This is a genomic window from Sphaerisporangium rufum (assembly GCF_016863395.1).
Taxonomy (GTDB): domain Bacteria; phylum Actinomycetota; class Actinomycetes; order Streptosporangiales; family Streptosporangiaceae; genus Sphaerisporangium; species Sphaerisporangium rufum.
The window spans coordinates 12,517-32,129 of sequence record NZ_BOOU01000108.1 but is presented as its reverse complement, the minus strand read 5'-3'; the positions used below and the strand labels follow the sequence as shown (position 1 = coordinate 32,129).

Genomic DNA, 19,613 nt, shown 5'->3' with positions numbered 1-19,613 from the left:
AAAGGCGAGTTCGACTTCTGAATCACGGCATCCAGGGGAGGTCCCGCGCCGTCCGGTGCGGGACCTCTCTGCTGTCCGCGCACCTGGTGGCGGCGAGCTGGCGCTCACTCGTCCGCTCGCTCCGGCGCGGTGGCCGGCCCGCCGGCGCCGTCAGGGTCCTGACGGCGCCGGATGGCGCATCCCATTCGGACGTCCGAAAACAGGGGTGGCGTAATCCGTAACCTATGGGTTACGCTTTTGCTGTGGACGAAGTGGCGGGGGCGATCGCGGATCCGGTGCGGCGGCGGATCCTGGTGATGCTGCGCGAGGAGCGGCTGCCGGCCGGCGAGATCGCCGAGCGGTTCGCGATCAGCAGGCCCGCCGTGAGCCGCCACCTGCGCGTCCTGCGGGAGAGCGGGCTGGTCGCCGACGAGCTGGTCGGCCGCCGGCGGTTCTACCTGCTGCGGGCGGAGCGGTTCGCCGAGCTGGCCGGATGGCTGGCCCAGTTCGCCGCGCCCGCCGGCTGGGAGCGGCGCCTGGACGCGCTGGAGACCGAGGTCTACCGGACCCGCCGCGGCCGTGCCCGCGATGCGGTGGCCGAACGGCAAGCGAAGAACGACGAGAACCAGGAGAACATCGCATGACCCGAACCCCCACCGGACGGCTGCTCGACACCGGCAGCGGTCTTGACCTGGTACTCAACCGGACGTTCCGCGCGTCCGCCGACGATGTGTGGGCGAGCATCACCGAATCCGAGCGCACCGCGCGCTGGTACGGCCCGTGGGAGGGCGACGCCGGTCCCGGGCGGACGGTGAAGGTGCAGCTGGCGTTCGAGGAGGGGACACCATGGTCGGAGGCGCGCATCGACGCCTGCGAGCCGCCGCGCCGGCTGGCCCTGTCGATGGCGGACGAGAGCGGTGTCTGGCGGCTCGAGCTGCTGCTGTCGGAGGTGGACGGTGTGACGGAGCTCCGGTTCACCCAGCACCTGGACACCGAGGACGGCATCGGTGAGGTCGGCCCGGGCTGGGAGTACTACCTCGACAAGCTCGTGGCCGCGCGGGACGGCTCGGCCACCCCCGACTTCGGCGACTACTACCCCGAAATGAAGCCCTACTACGACGGGCTGTCCCCCGCCCGTTCCTAGCCTTCCGGCCACGCCTCAGCGGTCGGCAGGGAGTGCCCGATCCGGGCGGAGTGCTGAGAAGCCGTGCTCGGTGAGTTGGCGGTTCACGTGTCGCATCATCCGGGACACTCGGGCGGGGTCGGCTTGGCGGGCACGCTCGCGCAACAGGGCGAGCGCACGGTGGTCGGTGACGCGCTTTTTCGCGATGGCGTCGTTGAAGACGGCCGCGACGCCGGTGGCCTTCCCTGCCGCGACGAGATGCTCCGCGTACTCGAGAACGTCGGGATCCACGGTGATCGTGATCCGGGCCTTCCTGCCCCCGCTCATGCCTAAAATCGTACCGAGCGATCCTGATGGAAGCCTCCGGGAGGCCTGTCTCATCGTGGCCATGTCCGGCCTGCGATGGCGTCGCGAGCGCCGGGACGTCTCTACTTGCTGTTCGGGGGAACGAGCCGCTGGATCGGTGATTATCCCTACAATTCGGTCATGACTGCTGGGCGCATCATCTTTCTCATGTTCGGCTCCATCCTGCTGTTCCTCGGGGTGGGCGGCGGGCTGACCGATGACGATCCTGTCGACCTGCAGCGGGCGCAGATCGCGGTGCTGGGCGGGATCGGGCTGATGGTGGCCGCGGCGGCGTGCGCCACCGCGGAGCGGCGGGAGAGCACCCGGCCGGGGCCGTACCCGTTGCCCGGTCCGGTGCAGCAGCCGCCGTACCAGGGCTATCCGCAGCAGCCGGGCTACGGCGCTCCGCAACCGCCGCACCCGCAGGGGCAGCAGGCTCCCGGGCCGTACCAGCGTTGACATCCGGCCGGCGGCGAAGGCGAGCCGCGGGCCGGCACTGAGGAGCGGCGTCAGAGAACGGCGGCGCCGGAGAGCGGTGGTGGAGGGTGGCGACGGCGTCCGGCCGGTGGTGGCCGGCGTCCGGGCTCAGCGGGGATCGAAGGTGAGCACCGCGGGCTCATCGGCGGTGAGGTGGAGTTCGGCCGGGCCGGTCATCCCGGCGGGGTAGGCGAGCCGGACGCTGCGGTCGCGGCCGGCGGTGAAGGCGGCCCGGGTGAGGCGGCCGCCGAACCAGTCCAGGTCGACCCGGACCGGCCCGCGGGCGCGCAGTCCGGTGACCGAGCCGGCCGGCCACCCGGGCGGCAGCGCGGGGAGCAGCCGCAGCACGCCGGTGTGGCTCTGCAGCAGCATCTCGGCGACCCCCGCGGTGAACCCCAGGTTCCCGTCGATCTGGAAGATCCGCGGCGGGTGCAGGCCCATCAGGTTCGGCGCGGTGTGCTCGCACAGCGACTCGCGCACGCCCGCCGCGGCCCGGGCGCCGTCCCGGAGCCGGGCCCACAGGCAGATGACCCAGGCGCTGCTCCACCCGGTGCCACCGCCCCCGGCCGCCAGCCGGGCCGCAAGGGACCTGCGGGCGGCGGCGGCCAGGCCGGGAGTGGTGTCCGGGTCGATCGCCGTGCCGGGGAACAGTCCGTACAGGTGGGAGAGGTGGCGGTGGCCGGGTTCGGCCTCGGTGAACGGCCGCGACCACTCCAGCAGCCGGCCGTCCGGGCCGATCTCCGGCTCGGGAACCCGGGCGAGCGCGTCCCGCACCCGCCCGGCGAACGCCGCGTCCCCGGCCCGCGCGGCCAGGCCGGCGGCGGAGCCGAACAGCTCCCGGACCAGCCACCGGTCCATGGTGGCGGCGACGTCCACCGAGACCGTCCGGCCGCGCTCGTCCAGGTAGACGTTCTCCGGTGAGGTGGACGGCGCGGTGACCAGCCGGCCCGCGGCGTCCTGGACCAGGTTGGCCAGCAGGAACTCCGCCGCGCCGCGCACCGCCGGCCACGCCCGCGCCGGCCGCGGGCCGTCGTCATCGGCGAACTCGGCGGGCTCGACCAGGTGGCGGGCCAGCCAGGCGCCGCCCATCGGCCAGATCGACCACATCGGGTCGCCCGGCACCGGCCACGTCGTCCGCCACAGGTCGGTGTTGTGGTGGACGGTCCACCCCGCGCAGTCGTACACCTCGCGCGCGGTGCGCGCCCCCGACTCGGCGAGCTCTTCGACCAGGCCGGCCAGCGGGAGGTGGCATTCGGCGAGGTCGGTGGTCTCCGCGGGCCAGTAGTTCATCTGCAGGTTGATGTTGGTGGTGTAGCCGGCGGTCCACGGCGGCCGCACGTCCTGGTTCCAGACGCCCTGCAACCCGGCGGCCTGGGTGCCGGGCCGCGAGCAGGCGATCAGCAGGTACCGGCCGTAGGCGAACAGCAGCGCGGCCAGGCCGGGGTCGTCCGCGCCGGCCCGGACGGCGGCGAGCCGCTCGTCGGTGGGCAACTCGTCCGCGGCCGGCGCCCCTGCGTCCGGGGCGAGGCGCAGCGAGACCCGGGAGAACAGCGCCGCATGGTCGGCCACGTGCCGCCGCACCAGCTCCGCCGGCGAGTACGCCGCCGCCGCGTCGAGCGTGGCCAGGCAGCGGGCGACCGGCTCGCCGGGGTCGTTCCCGGGGGCCCGGTCCCAGCCGCGGAAGGAGGTCTCCACGGCCACCGCCAGGGTGACCGAGGTGGTGCCGGTGACGGCCAGCTCCTCGCCGGTCACGGTGACGGCGCCGTCGCCGGTCCAGGCGCGGACCGCCACCGCCGCGAGCATGCCGGCATCGTCGCGGTAGACCACCGGTTCCGGCACCTCCCCGTGCGGTTCGACGTGCGCCGGGGCCCGGGTGGTGAGGACGAGGGTGCGGTCGCCGGCCACGGTGACGGCCGTGCCGGGGTGCGGGGCGCGCAGCCGGGCGCGCAGGGTGAGCGGGGCCGGCGCGGTGACCCGGACGAGCAGCAGCCCGTCCGGCGCGGAGGCGAGCACTTCGGTGGTGACCCCGCCGGCGACGGTGACCGCGACGCCCCGGTCCAGGTCGAGCTCGCGGCGGTAGCCGCCGGCCGGTTCGGCGGGGGCGTCGCAGGCCAGCAGCAGGTCGCCCACCGGCTGGTAGGACTCGCTCTCCGGACCCTGCAGCGCCCGCGCCGCGTCGCCGGCGGCGAGCCGGTCGTTCTCGGCGAGCAGCAGCCGGCGCACCTCGGCCAGCGCCGCCGGCCCGCCGGTCACGCCGGACCCGTGCGGCCCGCCGGACCAGAAGGTGTCGGCGTTGAGCCCGATGCGCTCGGCGCGCGGGTCGCCGAAGACCATGGCGCCGAGCCGCCCGTTGCCGACCGGCAACGCCTCCGTCCATGTCCCGGCCGGACGCCGGTACCAGAGCGTGGCGGACATGAATTCCCTTCGCCGGTCGGCCGCGAGGTCACCGGTCATCGGATCACCTGCGGCGGCGTGGTGGTCGCCGCCGATGCCTCTTCCGGCGGATACCTGGCATCCCATCACGTTTCGGGTTCTCCGATGAACAGGATGAGGAATCGAATGGCGCAGTCATCCGAACTCTGTGCCGCCTCCCGGCTCCGCCCGGGATGTCGAGGGAGACCTTCCTCCGCCAGGGACCCGGGCGCCCGCCGGACTGGTGCGACGGGCCGCGTGCCGCGGTGCCGTGGAGGTTCACCGGCGGGGGCCCGCGGCGGCGTAGTAGAGGAGGCCGCCGGCGGCCAGGGCGCCGGCCGTCCAGGCGGCGGCGTGGTCACCCGGCGGGAGCAGCATCCAGGTGAGCACCGGCGCGTTCACCGGCGGGGTGAAGAACGCCACGGTGAACCAGCCGAACGGCGGCGTCCAGGCGTACGTCCCGCCGGCCGCCGCCGCGCCGAGGGCGGCCAGCCCGGCGAGCCCGGCGGCGTTGCGGGCCGCGAAGCCGGCAGTGATCGGCTGGCCGCCGAGCGCCTGCAGCACCGGCAGCGTCGCCGCGGCCAGCAGGCCGGCGAGCACGACGTGCAGCGCGCGGCGGGGCGCCCAGCGGATGGCGGCGGCCCGGTCCAGCGCCGGCTCCTGGCCGCTCAGCCCGGCCGAGGCCGCCAGCACGACCAGCAGTTGCGGCAGCGCCGCGAGCCGCGGGTCGGCCGGTCCGCCGCCGGCGAGCAGCCCGATGGCGGCGGTACCGGCCGACGCCAGCGCCAGCGACGCGGGCACCCGCCGGGACCGCGCGTACAGCCAGGGCCATCGTGCCGGGAACCGCCGGCCCGGCGCGGGCCCGGCGGGCCGCCCGCCCGGGGACGACGCCGGGCCGCGAGCGGTTGCACCCCTCCGCTCGGGGGACGATGCCGGGCTGCGATCAGGGGAGCCCGCCGGGCGGGCCGCCGGCGGCGGGCCACCGTCGGGGTGACCTGTACGCCGGGTCATTCGGTGCCACCCCCCGCCAGTACGCGCAGCAGGTCTCCCTCGCAGGAGAGCGCCGCCGCGCGCAGCGCCGCCATCCGGGTGCGCTGCTCGGCGGCCGGCAGCGCGCGCAGCGCGGCGTACGCCGGCCGGGCCAGCCGGTCGATCTCTCCCTGGCTCCACGGCACCGCCCGGTACGGGCGCAACTCGCCGGTGAACCAGGCGGCGGCGACGGCCCGGCCCGCCAGCTCGCGGAACAGCGTCTCCGGCTCGACCGGGCTCAGGTACGGGTCGTGACACGGCGGCGCGCCGGCCCCGGCGAGCAGGGCGTCCCGCAGCGCGACCCCCGAGGCGCCGTCGAAGTCCGCGGCGTCGAAGTCGACCGGGATCACCGCCGGGTCGGCCGCCGGCCGGGTACGGCTCGACGGCGTGCCGGTCTGCTCGCGTACCGAGGTGGGCGCGTCCGGCAGCCGGGCCAGCAGCCCGAGCGCCTGCCGGGCCGGGCCGGCCAGCATGGCGAGGCGGTCCTGGTGCAGCCGGGTCACGCAGACCGGCCCCGCACAGACCGGGACCGTCACCGCCGGGTCGGGCACGTACGCCTGGGCCGGGCCGGCGGGCAGGATCGGCAGCGCGAGCAGCGCGCCGAGCGCCACCGGTACCGCTGCGAGCAGCCGGGTCCGGCCGCTGCCCGCGACCAGCAGGCACAGACCGGTCGCGCCCAGCCCGAGCAGCCAGATGGCCTGGCCGAGATCGAGACCTCCCGCCGTGGTGAGGAACTCGGAGTGCAATGTGTGCAGCGCGGGGGAGAGCAGGGTGACCTGGTACGGCAGTCTCCCCTCCAGCACCGCGCCGGTGTCACTCGCCAGCATGACCCACAGGAAGATCAGCGTCAGCACGGCGAGCACCGGCGGGGTCAGCACGGACGGGATCGTCCGGGCGACGCCCTGGCCGAACCAGGCGGCGGCGACCAGGGCCAGCACGCCGACCGCGGCGATCGGCGTCCAGCCGAGGTGGAACGGGCCGCCGTGCATCATCACGGACCCGCCCCCGGCCAGCGTGAGCAGCAGGTAGGTCAGGGCCATCGCGACCGCCAGGGCGCCGGCGACGGCCGCCGCGCGGTGCCAGGGCGGACGTGGCGTGGACGCGAACAGCTCTCCGGTCCGGGAGCGGGCGTCGCGCAGGCCCTGCAACGCGCCCGCCCCGACGGCGAGCGGCCAGACGAAGTTGATCTGGCCGCGGATCCACCAGGCGCTCGGCGTCCACTGCGCCGTCCACCTGAGGTCGCCTCTCGCCCACGGGCCGGGAAGCAGGTAGAGGAAGCCCAGTGTGAGGACCACCAGCAGGGCGCCGCTCCACAGGGCGATCGACCGGCGCAGTTCGACGCGCAGTATCCGGCCGTTCACCAGGTGCCTCCGGCCGGCTCCGGACGGGCGAGCAGCGCCGCGTACCCGCGTTCGATCGGGCTGTCGCCGGGATGCTCCGGGCCGCCCGCCGCGGCGATCTCCGCTGGGGTGCCCTGGAACACCAGCCGGCCGTCCGCCATGAGCAGGACGCCGGTGCACGCCGCCGCCACGTCCTCCACCAGGTGCGTCGACACCACCACGCACGTGTCGGCGCCCAGCGTCTGGAGCAGCTCGCGCAGGCGCACCCGTTGCGCCGGGTCGAGCCCGACGGTCGGCTCGTCGAGCAGCAGGAGGACCGGGTCGTTGACGATCGCCTGCGCGATCCCGGCCCGGCGCAGCATGCCGCCGGACAGGGTCTTCATCCGATGGTCGGCCCGGTCGGCCAGGCCGACCCGGTCGATGGCGCGCTGGGTGGCCGCCGGGACGTCCGCGCCGGGCACCTCCTTGAGCCAGGCCATGTACTCGACGAACTCCCGGACGGTGAACCGCCGGTAGTAGCCGAACTCCTGCGGCAGGTAGCCGATCCGGCGGCGCGGCTCACGCAGGCCGGTGCGGCCGGTCGCCGGCCGGCCGAGCACTTCGAGGGTCCCGCCCGCCGGGCGCAGTACGGTTGCCAGCGCGCGGATCAGCGTGGTCTTGCCGGCGCCGTTCGGCCCGAGCAGCCCGTGCACCCCCGTGCCGAGCGACAGGTCCAGCCCGTCGACGACCGTCCGCCGGCCCGCCTGTAACCGCAGGCCGGCCGCCCGTACCTCGAACGCGTAGCCCGCCGGGGCCAGCTCGGCCGCGCCCACCAGGCGTGTCATGTCATGGTCTCCTTCTGTCGTCGTCGTCGTCGTCGGCCGGCCGGTCGGCCGGTCGGCGGGGGCCGCAAGGTCACCGGGAGGCGGCGAGCGCGGTGTGGCCGCCGCGGCGGGCCACCACGACCGCGGCGCCGATCACCATCAGGCCCGCCCACACCGGCAGGACGTCCGTCCGCAGCGGTGCCGTCCACTGGCCGGTCGTCGCGGCCAGGGCCGGTACCGTCACCGTCCACGCGGCCACGAGCGTGCCGGCGGCCCGGGCCACCCCGACCAGCCCGCCCAGCGCGAGCGTGCCGGTGGTGAAGGCCAGGCAGGGCAGCAGCCACTGGGCGATGACGACTCCGGTCCACGCTCCGGCGACCAGCAGGATCGGGATCAGCACCAGCAGCACCGCGGCGGTGCGGCGCAGTACCAGGGGCAGGCCGGCCCGCGGGGTGGCCGCCACGAGCTCGTGCATCGGGTCGGCGCCGGCCGCCCACGAGGCGGCGACGCCGAGCACCGGCAGCACCGGCGCGGCCAGCAGTACCGCGACGCCCCCGCCGGCGCCGGCGCCGCGGAACGCCCCGTCGAAGACGACGGCGAGCACCGCGACGATCAGCGACATGCCGGCCCACGGGACCATGGCGGGCGTCAGCCAGGCCGCGAGCGACCGCCTTCGCCGCCGGCCCGGTGCCGGGGCCGCGCCGTGCAGCGCCGGCAACAGCCCGGCCCAGACGCCGTCCACCAGCGCGGCCACCTCCGGCGCCCGGGCGGGCAGCATCAGCCGCAACCGGTCCCGGCAGCGCGCGCACGACTCCAGGTGCGCTTCCACCGCCCACAGCTCGTCCGCGGGGATGCCGGGATCGCCGCTCGCGTACCGGCCGGCCAGCCGGTCCGGGACGTGCTCGGTGCTCATGACAGCGCCTCCCGCATCGCGATCCGCGCCCGGCGGGCGCGGGTCTTCACCGTGCCCTCGGGCAGGCCCAGCAGCACGGCGGCCTCCCGGACCGACAGGCCGTCGAGCACCAGGGCCTGCAACACCTGCCGCAGTTCGGGGGCGAGTCGGCGCAGCGCGTCGCCGACGTCGCCGCCGACCGTGGCGGCCAGCGCCTCCTCCTCGGCGGCGGGCGCGACGGCCGCGCCGGCCGCCGCGGCGGGCGGCCCGGCGTGGTGGGCCCGCCGGCGGAACGCGTCGACCAGGCGGTGCGCGGCGATGGTCCAGATCCATCCGGCGGCGGTGCCGGCGGCCGGCCCGGCGGCGAACGCGCCGGCCGCCCGCCAGACCGCCAGGTACGTCTCCTGGGCCACCTCGGCGACGATCTGGTCGTCGGCGCACCTGCGGCGCAGCCGCAGCACGATCCACGGCGCGGTCCGCCGGTACAGCTCCTCGAAGGCGGTCCGGTCGCCGCGGGCCACCAGGCGGACGAGGGTCTCCTCGTCCGCCTGGCGCACCTCCGCCGCCCGCTTTCTCACACTCGCCAGACGCCGGTCACCGGCACACGGTTCTCCGATGCGGGGTGACGTACGTCACACGTGGCACCGCCACCGGCCCGGCCGGCCCGGTGGCTCCGGTCAGCGGGTGGCGTAGGCGCGGATGACCTCCTGGGTCAGGGTGCCGCCGGCGTCCCCGGCGCGCAGCCGGAGCGAGACGAAGCCGGACTCCACCCGGTCCAGCCTGGCGGTGTAGGCGCCCTTCCCGGTGGCGGTCAGGCGCCGCACCGGCCGCCAGGTGGCGCCGTCGTCGCCGGAGACCTCCAGCGAGACGTCGGTGACGCCGGCCGCCGGCGAGCCGTCCTGCCGGTACAGGCGGAGGCCGATGGCGGCGGGGGCGCCGCGGTTCTGCCCGTCCAGCTCGATGTCGTAGCCGGCGAGCAGCAGCGGGACGACCGCGGCGGTCCCCGGCGCGGGCCGTTCGGAGGTGAACGTCCACACCGAGCCGATCCGGGTGGACAGCCGGGCCCAGGGCGAGCGGTTCTCCACGTCGAACTCCATCCGGTAGTTCGCGCGTTCGGCGGGCAGCGCCACGGTGCCGTCCGGCCGGTACGCCGTCTCGGCGAGCAGCGTGTCACCCTGGTACACCCGGAAGGAGCTGCGCACGCCCGATTCGAACGCGGTGGTGTAGGCGTCTCCCCAGTTGCGGTCGGCGTCCACGAATCCGCGCATCGAGACGCGCAGCTCGTCCCCGGCGCGGGTCACCGGCCGGCGGGGGTTGGTCCCGGAGACCGTCGGCTGGCCGAACCAGGTGCGGTGCCGGGTCTCGCCGGGCCGGAACACGTGGAAGTCCCGTTCCAGGAGTTCCTGGTAGAAGGTGTCCGGGTGCGGGCGGCTGTTGTTGTACGGGTATTCGGGGGTGGTGGCGCCGTTCAGCCACCGTACGTCGGGGTCGGGGACGGTGTAGGTGACCCGGGTGCGCGGAGCCTTCATCACCGACCGGGGGGTGGTGAACGAGTAGGTGTCCCATGGTTCGAACGGGGCTCGACCCTCGGTCACCGTCACGTCGCGGGCGAGCTGCGTACGGAACTCGACATCCTCTCGCGCCAGTTCCCGGTCGCGCAGGACGTAGGTGAGGTCGTCGCGTACCCGGCCGCGCTCCCGCAGCAGCACGTCGTACAGGTAGGGACTCGCGACGGTGCCGCCCGCCAGCACCGGTACCGGGGCCCGGCGCAGCCGGTCCAGCAGCGCCCGCCCCTGCTCGCCGGGCAGGCGCACGGTGGGCACGGTCAGCCGGGTGCCGAAACCGCCGGGGGAGGGGTCGACGCCGGGCCGGTCATTGTAGACCGCGACCATCGCCGCGCCGGCCGCCGCCGCGTTCCCGGACTGCTCGGCCACCGGCAGGCCGTCGGTGCGGCGGACCAGCGCCAGTCGGCCACGCAGGTCCTTGCCCTTGAGGTCCTCCGGCCGGCCCTGCCCGGCGTCGACCGCCGGCAGCAGCCGGGTACCGTCCAGGCGCGGGTACTCGGCGGAGAAGTCGCTGAACGCGGCCGGCAGGTAGTACTCGGGATCGAGTTCGATGCCGGGCGCCTTCATGGTGACCGCGGGGGCGTCCAGGATCCAGCGGGTGGCGACGGAGAACTCGCCCTTGGTGACCCGCCGGGTCGGCTGGACGAACAGCCGCTCCTCGATCTGCGTGCCAGGCATGATCATCGTGCCGCCGATGACCGGGGTGTCCCCCTTGGTCGCGGAGCGGTACCAGGTGAACTGGGCGGCGGCCCCCAGGTTCCGCTTGGTGCGCCGGTCCGGCGTGCGCACCCGCACCTCGACGGCCTTCCGCGCGTCCAGCACGATCTCGGTGTCGCGGTCGATCCGCATCTGCGGGTCGCCGACGAGGCTGACGTGCAGCGGCGTGTCCTCGGCCGTGCTCTCCTGCCACGGGGGCATCGTGTACAGATGGCCGAGCACCGAATAGGTGCCTCGGTGGACCAGCACGCAGGTGCCCGGCCCGTCGGGTTCGGCGGAGCATGGTTCGGCGGGGTCGCCGGGAAGCACCCGGCCGGTGACGTCGCCGCGGTCCAGGTCCAGCGCGGAGAAGCCGCCGCGGGCGGGCCGGCCGTCCCGGCCGATGCCGCGGACCCGCAGCTCGACGCGCGGCTCGTCCACCCGGCCGGTGAGCAGCGTGCGGATCGAGTCCCCGCGGGCGGGGACGGCGATCAGTTCCTCGCGCAGCGGGCCGGGCTCGACCCGGGTGGGATCGAGGGTGACCGTGACGCCGGCCGTCCCGCCGGCCGGCACCGTGAGGGCCGGCGGTGAGACGGTGAGCGTCCCGGTGGCGGTGAGGGAGAGCGCCACCGGCACATCGGTGACGTTGCGGTAGGTGATCTGCCGGGTCATCGGGTCGCCGTCGGTGACGACGTCGCCGAAGTGCAGGCCGCCGGCGGCGGGGACGACCGGCCCGGCGAGTGCGGCGGCGACGTTCACCCGGCCGGTGCCCTGCGCGTCCACCGAGGTGCCGTCCTGCCGGTCGGCCGTGCTCATGACCAGCGCCTTGAGTTCCGCCGGGCGGATGCCGGGCCGCGCCTGCCGCAGCAGCGCGGCGGCGCCGGCCACGTGCGGGGTGGCCATCGACGTCCCGGACATCGCGGCGTAGGAGTCGCCGACCGGCGTGTCGGGCGAGGTGCCCGCGGCCCGGGCCGAGACGATCGCCACCCCTGGGGCGGTCACGTCCGGTTTGACGGACATATCACGAAGGATAGGGCCGCGGCTGGAGAATTCGGCCAGCCGGTCGTCGCGGTCCACCGCGCCGACGGTCAGCGCGGCCGCCGCGTCACCCGGGCCGGCGACGCACCGGTCGCACCCGCCGTTGCCGGCCGCGGCGACCACCAAAGTTCCGTACCTGCCGCCCAGTTCCTCGACCGCCGCGGTCAGCGGGCCGCCGGGCTCGTCACCGCCGAGGCTGAGGTTGACGACGTCGGCGCGCTTTTCGGTGACCGCCCACTCCAGGCCGTCGATGATGCCGGAGGTCTCGCCGTACCCGTCGTCGCCGAGGACCTTGCCGTTGAGCAGGGTGGCACCTGGCGCCACCCCCTTCAGCCGGCCGCCGGAGGCGGCGCCGGACCCCGCGATGATGCCGGCCACGTGGGTGCCATGGCCGAAATGGTCGACCGGGTCGGCGCCACCGGTGAAGTCGCGCGCGTCGGCCACTTTTCCGGCGAGGTCGGCGTGCGCGGCGTCGACTCCGGTGTCGAGCACCGCCACGGTCGTTCCGGACCCGTCGTACCCGGCCGCCCAGGCGGCGGGCGCGGAGATCTGCGGCACGCTGTGGTCCAGCACGGCCCGCACCCGGCGGTCCAGCCAGATCTTGCCGACGCCCGCCAGCGGCCCGGCCGCCGTGGGCGACCGGTCCCGGCGGGTCTCGGCGCGGGCCAGCGTGGCCAGCGCGGCGCCGAGTTCGGTGGCGTGCGCCTTGTCCACCGTGACGGCGGCGCCACCGATGCTCTCCAGTCGCCGGGTCGGGCGTGCCGCCGGGATCGCGGGCGGCGCACCGGACGTGGTGGACGTGGTGGACGCGGTGGACGCGGCGCCGGTCACGATGAGCGGGATGGTGCCGCGGGCGGAGTCGGCGCCGCCCTGCTCGGCGAGCGCCGTCAGGTCGAACAGCGCGGAGTCGAGGTGGTGGGGTACCAGCGCGGCCACGTCGTCGGGGATGACGCTCATCCCGTGCCCGGTGTTCAGCGTCTGGAAGGCCGGAACCCGGCCGTTCCGGCGCGGCGCCGGCGTGACCGTGGCGGTCCGCCGTCCACCGGGCAGGGCGGTGACGCGCACCCGGTCCCCGGTGACCAGGGTGATGTCGAAGGTGTCAGCCGGTGTGGCGGCGAGCCCTCGTGGCGCCGGCGTGGCCGGCGCGGACCGCCCGGCCGGTCCGGTGTCAGCGTGCGCCGCGGTGGCCGGGGCGGTCACCCCGGCGCCCCCGAGCGCCGCCGCGGCGACGGCCACCGCCATCCATCGGGGCATCAGCGGACCTCCGGTATTCGACAAGTACGTGATCCGCATTAATAACGGTCTGTCGTTTTTTCTGTCCACGGTTGTCCGTAGGCGGGATGGTGACTTGTCGTAAATTCGCCAACCGGCCTGTCCGGCCGGCGCCTAGGCTCGAACAGTGGCCGACTCCCATGCCAGGCAGACGCGCCAGGCCGTCGCGGGGGCGGACCGCCGGCTGCTCGACGGCCTCGGCGTCTCGGCCGCCGAGGAGGCGGCTTACCGCGCGCTGCTGCGCCGAGGGCCGGCGACGCTGACCGGGCTCGCCGCCGACACCGGCACCTCGGCGGCCACGCTCCGCCGGTTGCTGCCGCGGCTGGAGGACCTCGGCCTGGTGACCCGGCTCGCCGGCCGGCCGCTGCGGCTGATCGCCACCCCGCCGCAGGTCGCGGTGGACGGACTGTCCGCCCGGCGCCAGGAGGAGATCGCGCACAGCCGTGCCTCGGCCGCGCTGCTGGCCGCGGAGATGGCCGACCGGACCGGTCCGCAACCACACGAGGTGCTGGAGGTCGTCATCGGGCAGGCCGCCGTGGCCCGGCGGTTCCTGCAGATCGAGCGGGACGCCACCGAGGAGATGCTCGTGCTGGTCCACCCGCCGTACGCGCTCGACGTGAGCCGCGACGCGGAGGAGCATCAGCGCGCGCTCCGGCGGCGGGCGCGGACGCGCGCCATCTACGGCCCCGAGGCGTTCGACCGGCCCGGACTGTACGAGCACACCCGGCGGGCCATCGCGGACGGGGAGCGGGCCCGGCTCGGGCCCGTGCCGGTCAAGCTCGCCGTCGCCGACGGGCGCACCGCCATGCTGCCGCTCGTCTCCGACCACGACCGGGCGGTGGAGGCGGCACTGATCGTGCACCCGTCCGCGCTGCTGGACGCCCTGGTCGGGCTGTTCGAGACGCTCTGGCGTGCCGCCACCCCGCTGGAGCTGAAAGGGCCGCCCGGCACCGGCATCCCGCTGCCGCCCGAGGAACTGGACGGGGACGTCCTGGCGCTGCTCGCCGCGGGAATGAAGGACGACGCGATCGCCCGGCAGCTCGCGGTCAGCCCGCGGACGGTGCAGCGGCGGGTCCGGGCGCTCTGCGAGCACCTCGGCGCCCGCACGCGCTTCCAGGCCGGCCTGTTCGCGGCCCGCCGGAACCTCCTGGACGGCTGATCGCGGTCGTCCGGGCGCACCGCCCACCGGGGCGCGACCGGGGCCGGCGACGTTTCCGTCATGTATACCGCATGGTTACCATGAGCGATCCTGTCCGGCAGATCGCCCGGCGTGCGTGCGGGGTACCCACCACAGGGTGGAGGAAAGGGACGCCGGCCGTCGCCGGATACTGGGTGCTCTCGCGGTCCTGACGCTGGCGTCCCTGGTGGCAAGGGATGGCGGAGACGTGCTCGGCGGTCGGCCGCCCGCGCCCGATGGCGGTGCGCGATCGGACGCCGGATCGGACGCCGGATCGGACGCCGGATCGGACGCCGGATCGGGCGCCAACGGGCCCGCCGGACACCACCAGGGTGCGGGGGCGCTCCGCCGCCCGCCGGAGCGCCGGTCGCCGGCCGCCGTTCCGGACGGCGGCGCCTTCCCGCCCGCGTCGCTGCGGGCCCGGCGCCGGCCGGTGCACAGCCTGTCGGACCTGGCCCCGGCGGCACCGGGGAACGCGATCGCGCTCACCATCGACGACGGCCCGCATCCGGAGTGGACGCCGCGGATGCTCGACCTGCTGGCCGAGCACGACGTGCGGGCGACGTTCTCGCTCATCGGCGTGCACGTGCGGCGCCACCCGCGGCTGGCCGAGCGCATCGTGCGCGCCGGGCACCAGGTGTGCAACCACTCGATGCGCCATCCGATGCCGTTCGACCGGCTGACGCCCCGGCGGATGACCGCGGAGATCGTGGCGGCGCAGCATCGCATCGAGGACGCGACCGGGGTGACCGCCCGGTTGTTCCGGGCGCCGGGCGGCGGCTGGTCCCGCCGGGTGGTCGAGGTGGCCGGGGAGCACGGCCTGATCCCGGTGGACTGGGACGTCGACCCCCGGGACTGGTCGCGGCCGGGCACCCGCCGGATCGCCCGCAGCATGCTCGCCTGCCGGCCGGGGGCCATCCTGCTGTGCCACGACGGCGGCGGCGACCGGTCGGAGACGATCCGGGCGCTGCGCACGGTGATCCCGCGGCTGAAGCACCGCGGCCTGACCTTCGTCGCGCTGTGAGCCGGGGACCGCACGCCGCCGTACTCGTGACCGGGGCTGCGCCCTGGTCTCGCGGTGACCCGGCCCGGACGGGTCAGGGCGTGAGCGGCGGCGCCTTGCGGGCCGAGCCGCGGTAGGTGGCGACGTCGTAGCGCCGCTCGGACCGGTCCAGCTTGTCGCCGGCCGCCGCCAGCAGGTCGACGCCGAGCAGGTCGGCCAGCCGGACAAGGTAGTTGGTGACGTCGCCGAGCTCGCCGCGCACCCGCTCCAGCGTCTCGGAGTCCAGGTCGGCGGACTCCTCCGCGGTCAGCCACTGGAACTCGGCGACCAGCTCGCCGACCTCGCCGGCCAGCGCCATCGCCAGGTTCTTCGGCGTATGGAACCGCTGCCACTCGCGTTCGCGCGCGAACTCCGCCAGCCGCTCCGCCAGCTCCGCCACCCGGTCCGTCATGCCCGGCACCCTAGCCGCCGGGCGGCCCGGCGGCGGGCCGGGCGGGTGGCAATTCCCGGACGGGGCGGTGTCGGCGGGGACGCGGCCGGGGATCCTCATTGAAGGTGCATACGTGGATCTTCCCGGCGCATCATGGGAACCTGGTCAGGACCTTCAGGGCGGGAGGCGGCGCTGGGTACTCGGGGGATCGTGGCGGCGGTCGTGGGCGGCGCGGTGCTGGTCGCGGTGGCGGCGCCCGGCGAGGCCGAGCGGCCGCGGGCGGCCGTGGTGCGGGCCGGGCCGCTGGACAATCCGGACGGCACCCGGGCCGGGCTGGTGGCGGTGTCGGCGCGCGCCGACCGGGCGGCGGCCGTCCGGCTCATCAGGAAGGTGCGGGTGGCGCCGCGCGGCTCCGGGCGCGGGTACACCCGGCTGCGGTTCGGCGCGAACTGGGCGGACACCGCGCGCGGCGTGCCGTACGCGGGCAACGGGTGCCGCACCCGCGACGACCTGCTCGCCCGGGACGGCCGGGCGGTGGAGTACCGCCGCGGCTCGCGGTGCGTGGTGGTGGCGATGACGCTGGACGACCCCTACACCGGCCGGACGATCCGATGGCGGAAGGCGCGCGCGGACCGGGTGCAGGTCGACCACGTGGTGCCGCTGTCCTACGAGTGGGCGATGGGCGCGTCCCGGTGGCCCATGCGCAAGCGGGTGCGCATCGCCAACGACCCGCTCAACCTCATGCCGGTGTACGGCCCGGCGAACGAGGCCAAGGGCGGCGCCGGTCCGGCGGCCTGGCTGCCGCCGGTGCGCCGGGTGCGCTGCGCGTACGTGACCCGGTTCGCGCAGGTCGCGCTCAAGTACGGCCTGCCGGTGACGCGGGCCGACAAGGCCGCGATGCTCGCCCAGTGCCGCTGAACGGCGCCCGGGCGGCGATGCTCGACCGGCACCGCTGACCCGCGGCGCCGAGCCGGCGTTGTTCGCCAGGTGGCGCTGACCGGCGGCGCCGAGGCGGCGTAGCCTTCTCGATGTCGCCGGCCGGAGGACCGGAGCCCGGCGGCGCGGGCCGGACGGGTCCTCCAGGCGTGGGGGCGTCAGTAGCGGGCGGGCACCGGCTGCCGCGACTCCTGCGGGGCCTGCTGCCCCGGGTGCTGCGAGTGCTGCCCCGGGTGGGGGTGCGGGGACTGCTGCGCGCGCGGGTCGGCCTGCTCGGCGCGGCCGGCGTCCGGCGCGGGGTGCTGCCCGGTGTCGCCGCCGGTGATGCGGCGCACGGCCGCCTCCAGCTCCTGCGGGGTGTCCGCCTCGGCGAGCGCCGCACCGAGCCGCATGGAGCTCCTCGGGACGGCCCAGAAACGGCGGGTGTGCTCGCCGTACCAGACCATCCAGCCCGGCAATCGGGCGGACAGCTCTCGTGCCGCGGTCTTGCCTTCGGTGACCTCGTTCGCCATCACGATCCTCTTCCCGTGGTGATTCCACCATCGTCGGCCGGCCCGCCCGGCCCGGGACCGCCCGGTCGGGCGGATCCCGGCGGGTATCCCTGTCCCGCCGGACGGTGGATCGGCCGGTTGAGACCAGTCCGCACTGCCCGTGATCGCGCGCAAGTAACCCCCGATACCCACGGTACGGGAGAAAAGACCCATTCGTTATGTTTGCTGGGGCCCAATTTCGGAGACGACCCGCCGGGCCACCACCCCAATCGTCCGGTTCTGGGGTTCCGGGCCGCCCCCGCGGCTGCTCATCATGAGTCCAGCCGACGATCGGAGAGCGCCGATGAGAACCGTGCACCGGACCTGCCCCCTCTGCGACGCCGTGTGCGGCCTGCGGCTCACCCTCGACGGCGGCGGGCGGGTCACATCGGTGAAGGGCGATCCGCTGGACCCGTTCTCCAAGGGCTACATCTGCCCCAAGGGCGCGAGCCTCGGCCGGGTGGACGACGACCCCGACCGGCTCCAGGCCCCGATGGTGCGGCGCGGCGACGAATGGCACGAGGTCGGCTGGGCGGAGGCGTTCCAGGCGGTCGAGCGCGGCCTGCACGGCGTCATCGAGGCGCACGGCCGCGACGCCCTGGCGGTGTACCTCGGCAATCCCACCTTCCACACCATGGGCGGCATCCTGTACCGCGGCGCGCTCGCCCAGGCGCTCGGCACCCGCAACGTCTTCTCGGCCAGCACCATCGACCAGATGCCCAAGCACGTCGCCTGCGGCCACATGTTCGGCGACCCGCTGGCCATCTCGGTGCCCGACCTGGACCGCACCGACCACCTGCTGATGCTCGGCGCCAACCCGGCCGAGTCCAACGGCTCGCTGTGCGCCGCCCCGGACTTCCCCGGCCGGCTCAAGGCGCTGCGGGCGCGCGGCGGCCGGCTGGTGGTCGTCGACCCGCGCCGCACCCGGACCGCGGCGCTCGCCGACGAGCACCTGTTCGTCCGGCCGGGCACCGACGCGCTGCTGCTGTTCGGCATCGTGCACACCCTGCTGGCCGAGGAGCTGACCTCGGTGAACCTGGAGGTGGCCGGGCTGGCCGACCTGCGGCGGCTGGCCGCGGACTTCGCCCCGGACGCGGTCGCCCCGGTCTGCGGCGTCCCGGCCGGGCGCATCGCCGGGCTGGCCCGTGAGCTGGCCGCCGCGCGCACCGCCGCGGTCTACTCGCGCATCGGGGCCAGCACCGTCGAGTTCGGCACCGCCGCCCAGTGGCTGGTGGACGTGATCAACGTGCTGACCGGCAACTTCGACCGGCCGGGCGGCGTCATGTTCACCCGGACCGCCACCATGGACCTCGGCCGCAGCGGCGAGCCATGGGTGCAGGGCCGCTGGCACAGCCGGGTCCGCGGGCTGCCCGAGTCGCTCGGCGAGCTGCCGGTCGCCACCCTGGCCGACGAGATCGAGACACCGGGCGAGGGACAGGTGCGCGCGCTGGTGGTCGTGGCCGGCAACCCGGTGCTGTCCGCGCCGAGCGGCGACCGGCTGGAGCGCGCGCTCGGCGAGCTGGACTTCATGGTCTGCGTCGACCCCTACCTCAACGAGACGACCCGGCACGCGGACGTCATCCTGCCGCCGCCGCGGATCCTGCAGATGCCGCACTACGACTTCCTGCTGCTGTCGGTCACCGTGCGCAACTACACGCGGTTCTCCCCGGCCATCCACCCGCTGGAGCCGGGCCGGCCGTCCGAGGGCGAGATCATGGCGAAGCTGACCCTGATCGCCTCCGGGCAGGGCGCGGACGCCGACCCCGGCGCGCTGGACGAGATGATCCTCGGCGAGGTCATCCGCGGCGCCACCCAGGCGCCCGGCTCGCCGCTCGCCGGGCGCGACCCCGAGGAGGTCCGCGCCGGGCTGGACGGCGACAGCGGCGCCGAGCGGATGCTGGACCTGTTCCTGCGGCTCGGCTCCTACGGGCTGTCGCTGGCCGAGCTGCGCGCCAACCCGCACGGCATCGACCTCGGCCCGCTCACGCCGCGGCTGGCGGAACTGCTGCGCACCGTCTCCGGCAAGGTCGAGCTGGCCCCGCCCCGGCTGGCCGAGGAGGCCGGGCGGCTGCGCGAGCGGCTGGCCGCCCCGGTGCCGGAGATGCTGCTGATCGGCCGGCGGCAGCTGCGGTCGCTGAACAGCTGGCTGCACAACGTGCCGGGCCTGTCCGGCGGCACCAACCGCTGCACGCTGCACGCCCACCCCGACGACATCGCGCGGCTCGGCCTCGGCGACCGGGCGCTGGTCACCTCGGCCGCCGGCGAGCTGGAGGTACCGGTCGAGCCGAACGCCGACATCATGCCCGGCGTGGTGAGCCTGCCGCACGGCTGGGGGCACGCGGGTACCCGGCAGTCGGTCGCCGCCGGGCAGCCGGGCGTCAACGCCAACGTGCTGACCGACGCCGCGGTCGTCGACGTCCCGTCCGGGAACGCGGTCTTCAACGGCGTCCCGGTCACCGTCACCCCGGTCCCCGCCGGGCCGGTCCGGGCACCGGTCGCCACCGGCGCGGCCCGCTGACCCCGCTTTCCGAGGTCCTGCCCGGGTCCTTACCCGGCCCGCTCCCGG

General features: G+C 75.6%; 17 protein-coding genes. 7 read left to right on the top strand and 10 right to left on the bottom strand.

The window, feature by feature from the left end:
* The first annotated feature begins 242 nt into the window (after positions 1-242).
* Positions 243-623, top strand: coding sequence for a metalloregulator ArsR/SmtB family transcription factor (locus tag Sru01_RS33560; RefSeq protein WP_203994416.1), 381 nt, complete (start codon positions 243-245; stop codon positions 621-623).
* On the top strand, positions 620-1,123 hold the full coding sequence (locus Sru01_RS33555) for an SRPBCC family protein (RefSeq protein ID WP_203994414.1): 504 nt from the start codon (positions 620-622) through the stop codon (positions 1,121-1,123). The genes Sru01_RS33560 and Sru01_RS33555 overlap by 4 nt, the downstream gene beginning before the upstream one ends.
* Positions 1,124-1,138: 15 nt before the next feature.
* Here Sru01_RS33555 and Sru01_RS33550 read toward each other — a convergent pair whose 3' ends face one another.
* The gene (locus Sru01_RS33550; RefSeq protein WP_203994412.1) at positions 1,139-1,429 is read right to left on the bottom strand and encodes a hypothetical protein; all 291 of its coding nucleotides are present in this window, start codon (positions 1,427-1,429) and stop codon (positions 1,139-1,141) included.
* A 159-nt stretch (positions 1,430-1,588) separates the two neighbouring features.
* Here Sru01_RS33550 and Sru01_RS33545 point away from each other — a divergent pair, with 159 nt between their 5' ends.
* The gene (locus Sru01_RS33545; RefSeq protein WP_203994409.1) at positions 1,589-1,906 is read left to right on the top strand and encodes a hypothetical protein; all 318 of its coding nucleotides are present in this window, start codon (positions 1,589-1,591) and stop codon (positions 1,904-1,906) included.
* A gap of 126 nt (positions 1,907-2,032) precedes the next feature.
* On the opposite strand, the gene Sru01_RS33540 is transcribed toward Sru01_RS33545, so the two are convergent.
* From Sru01_RS33540 to Sru01_RS33510, 7 genes are all read right to left on the bottom strand, one after another.
* Positions 2,033-4,378 carry a glycoside hydrolase family 95 protein gene (locus Sru01_RS33540; protein WP_203994407.1) on the bottom strand — a complete coding sequence of 782 codons (2,346 nt, stop codon included), beginning with the start codon at positions 4,376-4,378 and terminating at the stop codon, positions 2,033-2,035.
* Between the two features lie 237 nt (positions 4,379-4,615).
* On the bottom strand, positions 4,616-5,137 hold the full coding sequence (locus Sru01_RS33535) for a hypothetical protein (protein WP_203994406.1): 522 nt from the start codon (positions 5,135-5,137) through the stop codon (positions 4,616-4,618).
* A gap of 206 nt (positions 5,138-5,343) precedes the next feature.
* Positions 5,344-6,726, bottom strand: coding sequence for a hypothetical protein (locus tag Sru01_RS33530; RefSeq protein ID WP_203994405.1), 1,383 nt, complete (start codon positions 6,724-6,726; stop codon positions 5,344-5,346).
* Positions 6,723-7,529 (bottom strand): ABC transporter ATP-binding protein, encoded by an 807-nt coding sequence (locus tag Sru01_RS33525; RefSeq protein ID WP_203994404.1) that lies wholly within the window; start codon positions 7,527-7,529, stop codon positions 6,723-6,725. Before Sru01_RS33525 ends, Sru01_RS33530 begins: the two co-directional genes overlap by 4 nt.
* Before the next feature lie 70 nt (positions 7,530-7,599).
* Positions 7,600-8,421, bottom strand: a complete 822-nt coding sequence (locus Sru01_RS33520; protein ID WP_203994403.1) for a zf-HC2 domain-containing protein — start codon at positions 8,419-8,421, stop codon at positions 7,600-7,602.
* Positions 8,418-8,978, bottom strand: a complete 561-nt coding sequence (locus tag Sru01_RS33515) for an RNA polymerase sigma factor (RefSeq protein WP_203994401.1) — start codon at positions 8,976-8,978, stop codon at positions 8,418-8,420. The genes Sru01_RS33520 and Sru01_RS33515 overlap by 4 nt, the downstream gene beginning before the upstream one ends.
* A gap of 99 nt (positions 8,979-9,077) precedes the next feature.
* Positions 9,078-12,953: a S8 family serine peptidase gene (locus tag Sru01_RS33510; protein WP_239138012.1), complete on the bottom strand. Its 3,876-nt coding sequence runs from the start codon at positions 12,951-12,953 to the stop codon at positions 9,078-9,080.
* Between the two features lie 145 nt (positions 12,954-13,098).
* Here Sru01_RS33510 and Sru01_RS33505 point away from each other — a divergent pair, with 145 nt between their 5' ends.
* Both Sru01_RS33505 and Sru01_RS33500 read left to right on the top strand, forming a co-directional pair.
* Positions 13,099-14,130 carry a helix-turn-helix transcriptional regulator gene (locus Sru01_RS33505; protein ID WP_203994399.1) on the top strand — a complete coding sequence of 344 codons (1,032 nt, stop codon included), beginning with the start codon at positions 13,099-13,101 and terminating at the stop codon, positions 14,128-14,130.
* A gap of 226 nt (positions 14,131-14,356) precedes the next feature.
* Positions 14,357-15,172 carry a polysaccharide deacetylase family protein gene (locus Sru01_RS33500; RefSeq protein ID WP_239138011.1) on the top strand — a complete coding sequence of 272 codons (816 nt, stop codon included), beginning with the start codon at positions 14,357-14,359 and terminating at the stop codon, positions 15,170-15,172.
* 73 nt (positions 15,173-15,245) lie between these two features.
* Here Sru01_RS33500 and Sru01_RS33495 read toward each other — a convergent pair whose 3' ends face one another.
* A complete protein-coding gene (locus Sru01_RS33495; protein ID WP_203994397.1) occupies positions 15,246-15,602 on the bottom strand; it encodes a nucleotide pyrophosphohydrolase in 357 nt (118 codons plus the stop codon).
* A 189-nt stretch (positions 15,603-15,791) separates the two neighbouring features.
* Between Sru01_RS33495 and Sru01_RS33490 the strand changes: the two genes are divergently transcribed.
* Complete coding sequence (locus tag Sru01_RS33490) at positions 15,792-16,499, top strand: HNH endonuclease family protein (protein WP_239138008.1); 708 nt, start codon at positions 15,792-15,794, stop codon at positions 16,497-16,499.
* Between the two features lie 176 nt (positions 16,500-16,675).
* Here the strand turns inward: Sru01_RS33490 and Sru01_RS33485 are convergent, their stop codons facing one another.
* Positions 16,676-17,029: a hypothetical protein gene (locus tag Sru01_RS33485; RefSeq protein WP_203994395.1), complete on the bottom strand. Its 354-nt coding sequence runs from the start codon at positions 17,027-17,029 to the stop codon at positions 16,676-16,678.
* Positions 17,030-17,351: 322 nt separating this feature from the next.
* Here Sru01_RS33485 and Sru01_RS33480 point away from each other — a divergent pair, with 322 nt between their 5' ends.
* Complete coding sequence (locus tag Sru01_RS33480) at positions 17,352-19,565, top strand: molybdopterin-dependent oxidoreductase (RefSeq protein ID WP_203994393.1); 2,214 nt, start codon at positions 17,352-17,354, stop codon at positions 19,563-19,565.
* The last annotated feature ends 48 nt before the right edge of the window (positions 19,566-19,613 follow it).

Excerpts from the sequence above, each read along its gene's own strand:
- Sru01_RS33555 (WP_203994414.1), top strand. The coding sequence starts at position 620 with ATGACCCGAACCCCCACCGGACGGCTGCTCGACACCGGCAGCGGTCTT.
- Sru01_RS33550 (WP_203994412.1), bottom strand. The coding sequence starts at position 1,429 with ATGAGCGGGGGCAGGAAGGCCCGGATCACGATCACCGTGGATCCCGAC.
- Sru01_RS33545 (WP_203994409.1), top strand. The coding sequence starts at position 1,589 with ATGACTGCTGGGCGCATCATCTTTCTCATGTTCGGCTCCATCCTGCTG.
- Sru01_RS33540 (WP_203994407.1), bottom strand. The coding sequence starts at position 4,378 with ATGACCGGTGACCTCGCGGCCGACCGGCGAAGGGAATTCATGTCCGCC.
- Sru01_RS33525 (WP_203994404.1), bottom strand. The coding sequence starts at position 7,529 with ATGACACGCCTGGTGGGCGCGGCCGAGCTGGCCCCGGCGGGCTACGCG.
- Sru01_RS33520 (WP_203994403.1), bottom strand. The coding sequence starts at position 8,421 with ATGAGCACCGAGCACGTCCCGGACCGGCTGGCCGGCCGGTACGCGAGC.
- Sru01_RS33510 (WP_239138012.1), bottom strand. The coding sequence starts at position 12,953 with ATGCCCCGATGGATGGCGGTGGCCGTCGCCGCGGCGGCGCTCGGGGGC.
- Sru01_RS33495 (WP_203994397.1), bottom strand. The coding sequence starts at position 15,602 with ATGACGGACCGGGTGGCGGAGCTGGCGGAGCGGCTGGCGGAGTTCGCG.
- Sru01_RS33485 (WP_203994395.1), bottom strand. The coding sequence starts at position 17,029 with ATGGCGAACGAGGTCACCGAAGGCAAGACCGCGGCACGAGAGCTGTCC.
- Sru01_RS33480 (WP_203994393.1), top strand. The coding sequence starts at position 17,352 with ATGAGAACCGTGCACCGGACCTGCCCCCTCTGCGACGCCGTGTGCGGC.